Origin of the sequence: Calothrix sp. CCY 0018, assembly GCF_963920925.1 — a bacterium.
In the GTDB taxonomy this organism is placed as follows: Bacteria; Cyanobacteriota; Cyanobacteriia; order Cyanobacteriales; family Nostocaceae; genus Rivularia.
Map to the genome: position 1 here is coordinate 41,194 of NZ_CAWUDI010000021.1, position 13,205 is coordinate 54,398.

Consider the following 13,205-nt stretch of genomic DNA (forward strand, 5'->3'; position numbering starts at 1 on the left):
TAAAGACTAGCCGTGTTTAACAATGACTGTAAGCACTGCTACAACCTTAACTGAACCGTGTTGCAGCATAAGCCGATCGTTCAAATGTAAAATAATAAATAACTATATGATTTGCACCTATGAGCCAACATACAAGACAGGTAATCTTATATAAAGATGAAAATGATTATTGGGTTGTAGAGTGCCCAAGCTTAAAGGGATGTAATAGCCAGGGAAGGACAAAAGAGGAGGCTCTGTCAAACATCAAGGAAGCCATCGCAGGTTATGTGGCTGCTTTAGTAGAGGATGGTTTGCCTGTCCCAGAAGACAATTTTGAAACATTCTTGGTAGTCGTGTGAGTAAGTTGCCTAATATTTCGGGAAAAGAGTGTATCAAAGCTCTAGAAAAAATTGGTTTCTACCAAAAACGGCAAGAAGGAAGTCACATTATCATGCGAAGAGATGAACCGTTTACCCAAGTTGTTGTTCCAAACCATTCAGAGATTGCGAAAGGAACCTTAAGAGCAATAATTAGAGATATTGAATTAAGTGTTGAGGAGTTTGTATCATTGCTGTAGTAAACATTATCAATGAATTTTTTACTAACAAGCGCTTGTATGTTCACGCCCGAATTACAGTAATAGCACGTTGATTTTCAGTAGTCACAACCTGGGTTGACAAACGTTCTTCAATTGGTAATGCATTTTTACGTCGGTCAAATATAAGTAACCAACCTTCATTTAATCCCAAGCGTGCCAAATATGATTCTAACTGCTCGATTCCTGTTTGCTGGGGGTCACGCTTTTTTTCCCGCCATACTTTTAATTCAATACCAAGAGTAATAGAACCATACCTCAAACATAAATCCATTCTGTCACTACCAATTGCATATTCCCGCTCTAAGGTTCCACCACCATTAACCACGCGATGCAAAAAAGCCATTAATACTAAATGGGGTGCGATTTCGTGGTAGCCAGTACTACCTAATAATGGTTCTCCATGCTGTCGCCAAAACTTAATAAAAGCTTCGAGCAAAGCATCTTTATTTAACTCACCTTCAGCAGTTAACCAAGTTGGTGCAATCATTGGTAGAGAAGCCATTGGTGTCACCGTTAATACTCTCGGTAAAACTTCGCGATAAATTGGGTTCGCGATTGTTAATCCACCTTGGGGATGCATTACACATAAACCCAAGTCAATTACAAATTGAATGTCATCATTAGGTATATCGCCTAATTCCGAACCAGCTAACATTGGTTGGATAATCGCTTTTATCCTTGGTTCCCGTAAGCGTTCGGCCAAAGAATCTAAATGGGTATCTCGACGAGCAATTAATATTTCTTTAGCTTGTAAAATATGCTCTTTGGTAATATTAATACTTCTATCCTTGACCATTTTTTCTACAACTTCCTTAGCTAACGCATTAACTAACCAAGGTTGACCTTGGGTTAAATCAAAAGCTGTTGCGCTTGCTTCTGGTGTGAAAATTTGTCCCGTTTCTTCAGTATGTTGCTGGTATAACTCTACTACTTCTTCCGCGTTAAAATTTCTCAGGGTAATCGAACTAACTTTGATATTGAAAGGGCTAGCTGTGTTTAATCTGTCACTTCCACCGGATGCAACTTTGTAATCGCGGACATCGCGTAAGCCAATTAATCCCACAGAAGAGGGAAAATTTTCTGGACGACTACGGTAGCCATCCCGTAACTGTCGCAACACCGAAATCAACGTATCGTCTTGTAAAGAGTCGATTTCATCGATAAATAACACTAACGGACGCTCGATCGCTCGTGACCAAGCTCTTAAATTTTCGCTAATTCTCTGCCCAGGAGCATTATAAATCCAAGTTGGGGGTTGTAGCTCTGGGGGTAGGTTATCTTCAATTGTATTCCGCCAAGTTCCCAAAATCGCTAATTCTGCTGCACCTGGGTCATGATTAAAAGCACTTCCCATTTCCGCCGATACCATGACTGCTGCATAACGTCCACTTGCTGTAAGTTGTTGTGCTAGTGCTAGCATTGCCGTAGTTTTACCAGTTTGACGAGGTGCATGAACGACAAAATAGCTTTCTTGTTCGATCAGCATTGACAAATCGGGTAGCCGACTTGTCGGTGGTAGCATATAGTGTTTGTCTGCTTTACACGGACCAGCAATGTTAAACCAGCGAGACATGGGGTGTAGAGAGTTAGCGGACACTTTGAGTTTAGACGATTTTGGGGGAGGGGTTGATATCTTAACCTGGCGATTGAATATCTCCTCCGGAGACGCTGCGCTAACGCGCCTACACAAGCGAAACCCACCTTTGTGGGTTAGAAATTGATGAATTATACGTAAATGTATTTTGCTTTTAGCGTTAGATACAGCGGTAAATACGGTCAATTATTTAGCAGTAGCGGATACATTTTCGATCAAATACAATCGTGAATGTTGCGATCGCAGGTGGTGTATGAGTCCGATACAAAAGATATTATTTGGTTCTCCTGGTACGGGTAAAAGCTATAAGGTAAATGAAATAGCTGAGAATGAATTAGGGATAAGTGGAGAAAAACTACATTTAAATATTGTAAAAACAGTATTTCATCCCGAATATAAATATTCTGACTTTATGGGTAAATTATTACCCTTGTCCTCTGGTAATTCGATTACTTACAAATATTACGCTGGACATTTTTTGAAAGCATTAGCGAAAGCATATAGCAGTATTATTAATGCCGATTCGCAAAAGTATTTGCTTGTCATAGATGAATTGAATCGAGGTAATGCTGCGGCAATATTTGGTAGCGTGTTTCAACTATTAGATAGAGATGAGAATGGCTGGTCTTCATACAGCATAGATATGTCTGAAATGGAGATGGTTGGTTTATTAAGTGCTATGGGTTATAAAGTCAAAGTTTATGAGGATACAATACTGATTAATAATTCAACATTTGAAAATTTTATAGAAAAGATAGAGAAAAATCAACCTGAGCTATCTAAAAATATCAAAAACTATCAGATTAAAATGCCTCCGAATTTATCTATAATTTGTACTATAAATACTTCAGATGAATCCATTTATTATTTAGACACAGCATTTAAACGTCGTTGGGATTGGGAATATATAGAAGCGCCATGTGAGTCAAAGATAAAAAATTATGATATTGATAAACAAAAAGTAACAATACCTAAAAAAGTTTTAAATACCAAAATTATCATCAATAAAGATAATGAATTACATTTGGAGCTATATCTCGTAATAGTTGGGATTAATGAATTTATTAAGTCTTGTCACAAATCAATTAGAAATATTGAAGATAAGCAAATTGGATGGTGGTTTATTAATTTAGAATCTGAAAAATTAAGTTTAGAGCAAGTAAGAGATAAATTAATGTTCTACTTATGGGATAGCGTATTCGGAAGAGATAAAAAGCCTTTAATAAAACTAATCGAAGATAAGCTTAATAAAAGTAACGTTAAACTTATTACTTATGCTGATTTTTTAAAATATACAGAAGAACTGCTTGAATACTGGCATGATAGCGTTGCTGATATGAAAAATCTAGAACAGGCAACTCATCAATCAAAAATAAAAAGAACTTTTTGACGAACCTCTAGCAGACTTCTTATGTTAAATTTTCAAGAATTGAATCCAATTATTAGTAATGAATATTCCTTTGTAGGTATTCAAAAGCAAGATAATGAATTGCTGCTTCACTTACCCAAAGGCTTTGATACAAACAACTACAATACATATGATAGCAAGCGCGATATATATTTCTTGCTTTATAAGATATTGCAGCGCTACAAACAGATTTGTGCCGAAAATGGTAACTTAAAAGACCAATTAAAAAAGGGTAGGGATGGAGTAATTCAAAGTAATCACAGCGTTCAGAAAGTTGTAATACCTGAAAGCGATGATGACGAAATAGTGCTTTACTCCAAATTGGATGTATTTGGTAAAATACTGGATGCTTATGACGAACCTAAAATAATGTCACTAGCCTATCGTTTGGGAGAAAGCGAAGAAATAGATTATTCTCAAATACACCAGTATTTTGACAGAGCTAAGTTTCTTCCAAATGGTGCGCCGTACATAGACACAATGGATATGCCACGGTTGCAGGTAAAATATCAATCAACTGATATCGTGGGAATGTATTGTTACATATTAAGTGAAGTTAAGCATCAATTAGATGAAGAGGTAACATCTGAAATACAAGCATTAGCAGAAGAATTTGCCCATAGACACCTTGATACTGAAAGCGGTTTATTTAAAGAAGAATATTGTATCGAAACGGTTGATATTCTTAAGGATACTTTAGAAACGATTGAACACAAAACACCTATTAAAGATGCGGATTACTGGGATTTCCATGATGCTATTAAATTATTTTTATATGGTGATTTGTCGCAGCAACAGGAAGGAGAAATATGGGGAATAAGTAATTTTTGCTATGTTTGGGAATCAATGTGCTTAACTTATTTAGTGAAAATTACAAACATAACTAACTTGTTGTATGTAGATAAAAGCTATTTAGCATCTGATATGGTAAAACAATTTGAAAGTAAGCCTAATTTTATAAAAATGGCTAATACTTTTATAATCAATGGTGAAAAGCTAAAACCTGATGCAGTGATACTAACTAATAAATTAAAATTGATATACAATCAAATTGTTAAATTGGAAAAAGAAGCTTGGTTTAAAATCGCTGATAATAGTGTATATGAACAAATATGGAATAATTACGATTATGAAACCTCTTTTGAATGTAATTTTTCCAAAAACTCAAAAAGTATAAATCCTTATATTAACATTAGTTATCTAGGACAAGGTAAAAAACATCATACATTTATAGAAATAGAATTAGAAACAAAATACAAAGTAGAAGAGACAACTCTATATGTAGAGGGAAACAATAAATATCCTGCAACAAAACGAAAATTATTGATACAATCACGGCTTCCTGATAAATTTTATTCTTATTGGAAAATTGATTTAGAAGAAATAGATGAACAATTATTGTCTATGATGCATCAATTAAATCATGTTTTTTATGTTGCCATAGAAAATGGTATATATAGTGATGATACTTTTTATCAGTTTCTAAAAAATAAATTTTCTATTCATAATAAAAATGCTTTTACACAATCTTTATTTTGTGGACTTAGCTTTGAACCACCTAATGAAATTAGTAAATGGCACTGGCTATCTTCGGATACAAAAGAAATAGTTGCCATGTATTGCCAATTTATTGATCGTATTTATTCTTTCAATATAATTGATATTAAATATAAAGTTGTTGATTACTATTTTAATAAAAATAAGCACGAAGAGATAAAATATAGAGATATTCGCAAGCAATTTGTATACGAATACTTGTTACAGCAGCATATACAAAATAATCCTAGTTTTAATCAATATAAAATAAAAAGTAGCTTTTGGCTGCCTACAGACGACGATTCACAACACATGAACAAAGTAGAACAAGAATATTTAAACGACTACATTGAATTAAATAAAGTTAGTTTTAACGTAGTAGCTAAAAGCTATTTATAAGAAAAAATACCTCAAACCATAAATTAGAATTCATATAATTCTCAACTAAAGACGATGACATTTCCAGATCCCGATCGTTCGATTGGAGAAAGTCGCTACGTTATCATTGGAATATCCAGATTCGGGCAGTGTTTGATTGTTGCCCACACGGATCGAGGAGAAAAAATACGAATCATTAGCGCTCGAAAAGCGACTCGTCAGGAACGGAGATTTTATGAAGAAGGAAGTTAACAGCGAGATGGATGATGACTTACGACCTGAGTATGATTTTTCTCAATTAGCAGGAGGAGTCCGAGGAAAGTATGTTGAGCGTTATCGAACGGGAACCAATCTCGTCCTTCTAGATCCTGATGTAGCTCAGGCATTTCCCAACGAAGATGCGGTAAATGAAGCATTGCGGTTATTGATGAAAATAGCTCAGCGTCAGCCAGCGAACGATTAAGGAGTACTTTTCACTGCTAACTGTTCACTGTTCACTGCTAACTGCTAACTGATTCCTCACCATCCACCGATGCAAAACCAACATCACCCCAGCTAAAGGAATCATCAAAACCGGAATAACTTCCAATCCAAAACGAGACGCAAAAAAACCAGCCAACGAAGGAATCATTGCCGCACCCACACTTGCCGAACTCGTAATAAAACCGATCGCAGCCGGTACAATTCCACTCGCCATTCGTTGCGGTGTCAGCCAAATTGTCAGCGGAAATATCGGAGCTAAAGCAATACCAATTAAAGGTAAACTTATTAATTGATTTGGCAATAACCACCAAGCTATCAAACTCAAACTTAATAATATTAAACTGTAATTCAAGGTGCGATTTGCACCCCATAATTTAACAAAACGTCCCGTCAAAAAACGTCCTAAAGTTAATCCCAACCAGTAAGCGCTGATGCTGTAACCCGCGATTAATGTGGGGGTACCTCTGCTAATATTCTGCACGCTGTAAGCCCAATTTCCCACCGAAGCTTCGGTTCCCACATAAACCAGCAACAATAAACCAGCTAGTAAAACTGTAGGTGTTTTTAAAGCTTCACCCAAACTCGCTGAAGCAGTTTTTTCCGACTTTTTAATTCTCTTGGTTAAAGGTTTGTAGTCAGATATTACAGCCCATAACATTCCAACTACCATTAATCCCACAACCGCAGCGAAAACCAGATAAACACCGCGCCAAGGTAAGTTTACCGCTAATAAAGTAGTGGCGATCGCCGGTCCCAATAATGCCCCAATTCCATAAAATCCGTGCAGCCATCCCATCAAATCGGCTTGATTGCGGTTGGCAATATAGCTGTTAATTCCCGCATCAATTAAGCCAATTCCCAAACCTAGTAAAGAGCCAGCAGCAACCATCAGCCACCAATAAGGGCTAAAAGCGTAAATTATTAAAGCAAAAGTCAAACTTATGGATGCTAATAACAACATCCTTGCTAATCCGATGCGACTGCTCAAAATACTGCTAGCTAAAGCCGCGAAAATATAACCCGTAACCTGACTGAGAAAAAGTAAAGTGATGTTGGCTGAAGTTAAATTGTAAGTTTCGCCGATGGAAGGGATGAGAATACCCAAACCACCTTCAGCGATACCGATTGCGATGAAAGCGTAGAAAGAGAGGAAGATTGACATGAGAGAGGGAAGAGAATTAGGATGTTTTTTTTAACGCAGAGGAGCGCTGAGGTTAACGCAGAGGAGCGCTAAGTCAAAAATATAAGAGCTATTCCCGATTACCCTTTCTTACAACCCGCTATCGGTAAACAAATTTTAAAAGTCGTTTTTCCCGGTTGCGATTCTAAGGATATAGTTCCTTTATGACGATTTTCGACAATTCTTCTGACGGCATCTAAACCTAATCCGGAACCTTTTCCTACTCCTTTTGTGGTAAAGAATGGTTCAAATATCCGCGATTGTAAGTCATCAGGAATTCCTGCTCCGGTATCGCTAATTTCTACTTTTAGTGAATCTTTAAAATGAGAGGTAAAGATTTCTAAAATACCTTTTTCGTTCATTGCATCAATAGCGTTATCTATTAAATTTGTCCAAACTTGATTTAGCTCGCTACCGTAAGCCAGAATTTGGGGAAGGTTCTCTCCATAGCAACGGCGAATTTCAATGCCGTGTTTGAGTTTAAAGGAAAATAATTTTATCGTATCTTCTATGCCTTGATGAATGTCTACCCATTGTTGAGCGCCACGATCTAAATGAGAGTATGATTTCATGGAATGTACTAAATCCGAAATCCTTTCGGCACCACGCAAGCCGTTTTTAATGGTAGACATGACATCAAAGGAAACTGCCAGCCAGCGTATTCCCATATCTCGAAGTTCGGTGGTATCATCTCGCCAACGTTCCATCATTGTGTCGAGTGTTTTCACCTCAATTCCACCTGCGGCTAAGGGTTCGGCGATATTCCAAGGTTTTTCTACTCCGTAATCTTCCAGCCAATCAAGTATTTCTTGTTCGCGATCGCTAACTGTCATTGCGTCTAATTCGTGATTATTTATCGTGTCGTAGCCATCATCTCTAATTTTCAACCATTTTTGCGTATGTTCTTCATCTACCTGATGCTGCCCGTAAACTAAGTTCATGCGTTGCAGTTCCAGCAATGCGGGTGTAACATCTTTCAGAGCGCGAACTAACGCCGCAGCAGGATTATTAAGTTCGTGTGCTAAACCCGCAGACATCGTACCTAAAGCCGCCATCTTTTCGCGGTTGCGGATAAAAGATTCCAGCCCCCGCAAACGTTTTTGAACGGCACGAAATATCGTTATCTCAAACTGCCGACAGTGGTGAAGCAATTCTAAAAAGTCTGCTGCGGCAAGTTCGTAAACCCGACAATCATTTAAAGCCCGTAAATTTACCATAATTGGTTCGTCTGTGAGTATCGGAATTTCCCCCACAAATTCCGGTGCTGTATGTTGTCCCAAAGGCATTTCCACACCATCAGAATATCGAGTGATACCCATTTTTCCCGACATCAAAATAAATAAACCCCGCGCTGCATCCCCTTCAGAAACCAAGATTTCACCCTTAGATAACTTGACTTGAGTAGCGCGATCGCAAACCCATTCCAACCTACTTTGAGGAAGTATTTTAAATAATTCCAGCGTTTGCAATTCTTCCGTACATAAAACCATTATTAGTTTTTAGTTGTGAGTGGATAATATCAAGCTTGATTAATTACTTATAAAATAAATCAAGTAATTATGTTTGTAGTTGCGCTTCAGCGCCTCCGATCGGAAGCGCTGAAGCGCAACTACGAGCCTTGATATAACAGTAAATTATCTACATTTTTATTTTTCCCTATTCCCTACTTTCTACTCCCTTTCTTACAACACCTTACTCAAATAGTTATGCACAAACTGCACGCAAATCGAACCTTCACCGACACCGGAGGCTACCCGTTTTACCGAACCGTGACGCACGTCGCCTACCGCAAATACACCGGGGACGTTTGTTTCTAATAAAAAGGGGTCGCGCTCTAAATACCATCCTTTGGGACGGTTGCTACCATTGTGTTTTAAATCCACTCCCGCAAGAAGAAAACCGCGATCGTCTTTTTCTAATACTCCATCCAGCCATTCGGTACTGGGTTTTGCTCCGATAAATATAAACAGCGAGCTTGCCGATACTGTCTCTTGTTCGTCAGTTAAATTATTAACAAGAGTCAGTTCTGATAAACTGGTTTCGCCTTTTGCTTTAACTACGCTTGTATTTATCTTGACTTCAATATTTGGTGTAGCTTCAATTTGGTCGATTAAATATTGAGACATACTTTTAGTTAAGGAATCGCCGCGCACCAAGATAATCACCTTGCTGGCATATTTAGAGAAATACATTGCTCCTTGTCCGGCAGAATTCGCCGCACCGATAATATATACTTCTTCCCCTTCGCAGGAACGTGCTTCCGTTTGGGCTGCACCATAGTAAATACCCGCACCAGTCAAGCGTTCGATTCCCGGTACATTCAACCGTCGCCAAGCTACACCCAAAGCTAAAATCAAGGCATGACAGCTAATTTCGCCACCGTCTTTTAGCTGAATTATTCGATACTGGTCTTGTACGCGAATACCTTGCACCTCTTGGGGTGTCAAAATCTCTACACCGAAACGTCTAGCTTGAGTTACAGCCCTTCTTGCTAAATCGCCACCGCTCAAACCAACAGGGAATCCGAGGTAATTTTCAATACGCGAACTTGTTCCCGCTTGTCCTCCCGGTGCTTCTTTTTCGATCATCAACGTCCGCAAACCTTCAGAAGCACCATAAACCGCAGCGGCTAAACCCGCAGGGCCGCCACCAACGATAATTAAATCGTAAAATGGTTTGTCGGCTTGGGTTTGCAATCCGATTTTTTCCGCAAGTTGCACGTTTTGAGGTTGTAATAAAGAAGAACCGTCTGAAAAAAGCACCAAAGGTAAATTCAAATGGTCGCAGTCTGCGTATTCAACTAATTTTTGGGCTTCTTCGGAAGATTCAATATCCAACCATTCATAAGGGACTTGATTTCGGGCCAAAAAATCTTTAACCTGGTGAGAATCAGGGGACCAGCGATTACCGATAACGCGAATACCTTCAAATGGTGGACGGAAATGCGCCATCCAATCGTCAATTAAATCGTCAATTACGGGAAATAATTTTTCCTGGGGTGGGTCCCAAGGCTTCATTAAATAGTAATCAACTTGAGTTTTATTAATCGCATTAATCGCCGCATCGGTATCCGCGTAAGCAGTGAGTAAAGCCCGTTTGGCATTGGGATACATTTCTAATCCCTTCTCCAAAAACTCCACACCCGACATTTGTGGCATTCTTTGGTCAGCTAAAAACAATGCTACTGTTTCATTACGAAGCTTGAGTTTTTCCAAAGTTTCTAAAGCAGTTTTACCAGAATCAGCACGCATAATCCGAAAGCGATCGCCGTATTGCTGTCGTAAATCTTTCGCCACTGCTTGCAACACTTGCGGATCGTCATCAACAGTTAAAATTACAGGCTTCATAATCAGTTATCAATTATTAGTTAGGAGTTAGTTGCTGGTTGTTAAATTTCTAAACTACCATCCACTAACAACTAACAACTAACAACTAACCACTTTAAACGAGCATTTGATAAAGACCAATCAAATTTTCATCTGGATCGCGTAGGTAAGCTGTTTTAATCCCGTACATGGGGTTGTTCATTGGTTCTGTAGTTAATTTGATTCCTTTTTGCTTAATTTTTATACATTCATCTTCTAAGTCATGAACTGTAAAAATTAAGGCTACGGTGTCTTGACATTCGGCTGTTGGGGGCTTTTCATGATTGTGAATCATCTGTGCCATTTCTGAACGTCGGAAAATACTGAGTTTCATTTGTGCAACATTGAATTCCGCGTATCCGCCCTGTTCGTCTTCTTGTACTATGTCAAATTGCATAATGTCTTTGTAAAAGGAAACGCAGGCTTTCCAATCGTTGACGAGCAATCTGGTAAAGGATTTATAGACTTTCATTTTTTTGAGATTTCCCCGTATATATTTGAATGAATAAAAGGTTTAGCAATCATCTAATCATTAATTGTTAGTTTAGGTGATGTTAGACATTCAAGATATCTAATTACTTTCTTCCTCAATGAAAACTAATCTTCTAACTAAACTAATGTGCAATTTTTCGATCAAAAGTGAATCATTCCATTAAATATTCCCTGAGTCATATTGCTTTTTTTGCATAAAAGTGATTTTAATGGGTGCGCTATTTAAGCCACACTGCACTAGTACAAGTCGGCGTAAATAAGGCAACCATAAAAAATGGCTGAAAAGCTTAGAAAATCAAACTTCTTACTTCTTACTTCCGCGAAGCGGTACTAGCTGTCAAACAGTATATTAACCAACCTGGTTTATAAACATTTACAAGTAAGATGAAAGTAAGCAATTTCTACTTAAATTCAGGAGAATAGTAAATCATGAAAAAATATAAATGTGCTGTTTGCAATTATATCTACGACCCAGAAACAGGCGATCCAGATTCGGGAATTGAACCAGGTACGGCTTTTGAAGATATTGCTGATGATTGGTCTTGTCCTATATGCGGTGCTACTAAATCTCAGTTTGAGCCGATAGATTAAATAACTCAAATAAATAACTTAAAACCCTTGCATCACTATTAACAGTTGGTAGGTTGGGTTAGACGCATAAAGAATAATAGTTGCCAACTAAAAATTCATCGAAGCGTCGTAACCTAACATCTTTATTATTCGTCGTTTAAGCGAACATATTGTTATTTGTAAGGCATAGAATAATGTTGGGTTACGACACGATTAAATAGATTTTCGTGACAAGCTGAAATTTTCCTTCGTGTCTAACCCAACCTACATACTTCCCGCCGAGAGAGTTAAAAAATTAATAATGCTAACTCCCAATTCCTTATTGCCCATTCCCTCGCTTCGTTACAATATCATTCGCCGCAGCCCATTGAGCAATATCCTGCTTCTGAATCGCTGCTGCCATCAAATCGGGGAATTTATCGGGGCTACAGGCAAAAGCGGGACTACCCATTTTGGCGAATTCTTCTGCTATTCTATAGTCATACATTGGTGCGCCTTCGTCGTTTAACGCGAGTAATGTTACTAACTGCACACCAGAACTTATTATTGCTGCAACACGCTTCAACATTGAAAGGCGATCGCCACCTTCGTACAAGTCGCTAATTAATACTAAAATCGTATCTTGGGGCTGTTGAATAAAATTTTGACAATATGCTAGCGCTTGATTGATATCGGTACCGCCACCCAATTGAGTGCCAAACAGTAAATCTACTGGATCGTGAGCTTCGTCGGTTAAATCTGCAACCGCCGTGTCGAAGACAACTATCCGGGTTTGGATTGCTGCTAAGGATGCTAAAATTGCTCCGAAGATTCCGGCATAAACTACAGAAGTTGCCATCGAACCGCTTTGGTCAATGCACAATATAATATTGCGTAAATTACTGCGTTTGCGTCCGTAGCCAATGCGAACTTCCGGAATAATTGTGCGATATTCGGGTTGATAATGTTTTAAATTGGCGCGGATGGTGCGGTTCCAATCGATTTCATTATGGCGAGGGCGACGGTTGCGGATAGCTCGGTTGAGGCTTCCGATCGCGGCTTGCTGGGTGGGATTTGTCAGTTTGCGCTGCAATTCTTCAACAACGCGCCGCACTACTTGACGGGCAGTATCTTTGGTTTTTTCTGGCATGATACTGCTCAAAGCAAGCAGATTTGCCACCAAATGCACATCTGGTTCCACTGCCGACAACATTTCTGGTTGCAGCAACATTTGACGCAGATTCAGGCGTTCGAGTGCGTCTTGCTGCATTAGTTTTACCACCGACGAAGGGAAATAAGTGCGGATATCTCCCAGCCAGCGAGCAACCTTTGGCGACGAACTACCCAAACCTCCAGAGCGCTCCGAATCGTATAGTGCATCTAGAGACTTATCGATCTTGGCATCATTACCAGTTAACTTGCAGCCAGTACCATCGGCTTTTTGGCTGCCAAGGATGAGTCGCCAGCGGCGAAGGCGTTCGTTGTTCGATTTTTCAGTCATGTTTTAGATTTGAGATTTTGAATTGATATCTGAAAATGGCGTTAAACGCAAAATACTATCGCAAGTTGTATTAATTTCAATCTTCAATCTACCTTTAGCTAGATTATTTTTTTTTTAGCATAATTCATAGTTTGTATTTAAT

13 protein-coding genes are annotated in these 13,205 nt (G+C 38.6%); 7 read left to right on the forward strand and 6 right to left on the reverse strand.

The annotated features are described in order from the left end of the window. Window positions 1-119: 119 nt before the first annotated feature. Both ACM03V_RS16445 and ACM03V_RS16450 read left to right on the forward strand, forming a co-directional pair. Window positions 120-338 carry a type II toxin-antitoxin system HicB family antitoxin gene (locus ACM03V_RS16445; RefSeq protein ID WP_414621872.1) on the forward strand — a complete coding sequence of 73 codons (219 nt, stop codon included), beginning with the start codon at window positions 120-122 and terminating at the stop codon, window positions 336-338. After that, on the forward strand, window positions 335-556 hold the full coding sequence (locus ACM03V_RS16450) for a type II toxin-antitoxin system HicA family toxin (protein WP_414621873.1): 222 nt from the start codon (window positions 335-337) through the stop codon (window positions 554-556). The genes ACM03V_RS16445 and ACM03V_RS16450 overlap by 4 nt, the downstream gene beginning before the upstream one ends. A 43-nt stretch (window positions 557-599) precedes the next feature. Here the strand turns inward: ACM03V_RS16450 and ACM03V_RS16455 are convergent, their stop codons facing one another. Next, window positions 600-2,150 carry an ATP-binding protein gene (locus ACM03V_RS16455; RefSeq protein ID WP_414621874.1) on the reverse strand — a complete coding sequence of 517 codons (1,551 nt, stop codon included), beginning with the start codon at window positions 2,148-2,150 and terminating at the stop codon, window positions 600-602. A gap of 274 nt (window positions 2,151-2,424) precedes the next feature. On the opposite strand from ACM03V_RS16455, the gene ACM03V_RS16460 reads away from it, so the two are divergent. Genes ACM03V_RS16460 through ACM03V_RS16475 form a run of 4 tightly spaced genes read left to right on the forward strand, consistent with a single transcriptional unit; the run spans window position 2,425 to window position 5,956 of the window. Then, window positions 2,425-3,561 (forward strand): restriction endonuclease, encoded by a 1,137-nt coding sequence (locus ACM03V_RS16460; protein WP_414621875.1) that lies wholly within the window; start codon window positions 2,425-2,427, stop codon window positions 3,559-3,561. A gap of 21 nt (window positions 3,562-3,582) precedes the next feature. Further along, complete coding sequence (locus tag ACM03V_RS16465) at window positions 3,583-5,514, forward strand: hypothetical protein (RefSeq protein ID WP_414621876.1); 1,932 nt, start codon at window positions 3,583-3,585, stop codon at window positions 5,512-5,514. A 54-nt stretch (window positions 5,515-5,568) separates the two neighbouring features. Then, the gene (locus ACM03V_RS16470) at window positions 5,569-5,745 is read left to right on the forward strand and encodes a BrnT family toxin (RefSeq protein ID WP_414621877.1); all 177 of its coding nucleotides are present in this window, start codon (window positions 5,569-5,571) and stop codon (window positions 5,743-5,745) included. Further along, a complete protein-coding gene (locus tag ACM03V_RS16475; protein WP_414621878.1) occupies window positions 5,729-5,956 on the forward strand; it encodes a hypothetical protein in 228 nt (75 codons plus the stop codon). Before ACM03V_RS16470 ends, ACM03V_RS16475 begins: the two co-directional genes overlap by 17 nt. 24 nt (window positions 5,957-5,980) lie before the next feature. Here the strand turns inward: ACM03V_RS16475 and ACM03V_RS16480 are convergent, their stop codons facing one another. The 4 genes from ACM03V_RS16480 to ACM03V_RS16495 form a co-directional block, all read right to left on the reverse strand. Further along, window positions 5,981-7,138 carry an MFS transporter gene (locus ACM03V_RS16480; RefSeq protein WP_414621879.1) on the reverse strand — a complete coding sequence of 386 codons (1,158 nt, stop codon included), beginning with the start codon at window positions 7,136-7,138 and terminating at the stop codon, window positions 5,981-5,983. 98 nt (window positions 7,139-7,236) lie between these two features. After that, complete coding sequence (locus tag ACM03V_RS16485; RefSeq protein ID WP_414621880.1) at window positions 7,237-8,646, reverse strand: sensor histidine kinase; 1,410 nt, start codon at window positions 8,644-8,646, stop codon at window positions 7,237-7,239. A gap of 192 nt (window positions 8,647-8,838) precedes the next feature. Beyond that, window positions 8,839-10,506 (reverse strand): FAD-dependent oxidoreductase, encoded by a 1,668-nt coding sequence (locus tag ACM03V_RS16490; RefSeq protein WP_414621948.1) that lies wholly within the window; start codon window positions 10,504-10,506, stop codon window positions 8,839-8,841. A gap of 91 nt (window positions 10,507-10,597) precedes the next feature. Beyond that, window positions 10,598-10,993: a VOC family protein gene (locus ACM03V_RS16495; RefSeq protein ID WP_414621881.1), complete on the reverse strand. Its 396-nt coding sequence runs from the start codon at window positions 10,991-10,993 to the stop codon at window positions 10,598-10,600. A 449-nt stretch (window positions 10,994-11,442) separates the two neighbouring features. On the opposite strand from ACM03V_RS16495, the gene rd reads away from it, so the two are divergent. Then, complete coding sequence (gene rd, locus ACM03V_RS16500; protein WP_414621882.1) at window positions 11,443-11,604, forward strand: rubredoxin; 162 nt, start codon at window positions 11,443-11,445, stop codon at window positions 11,602-11,604. Window positions 11,605-11,902: 298 nt separating this feature from the next. Here the strand turns inward: rd and ACM03V_RS16505 are convergent, their stop codons facing one another. Beyond that, the gene (locus ACM03V_RS16505; protein WP_414621883.1) at window positions 11,903-13,063 is read right to left on the reverse strand and encodes a VWA domain-containing protein; all 1,161 of its coding nucleotides are present in this window, start codon (window positions 13,061-13,063) and stop codon (window positions 11,903-11,905) included. Window positions 13,064-13,205: the final 142 nt, after the last annotated feature.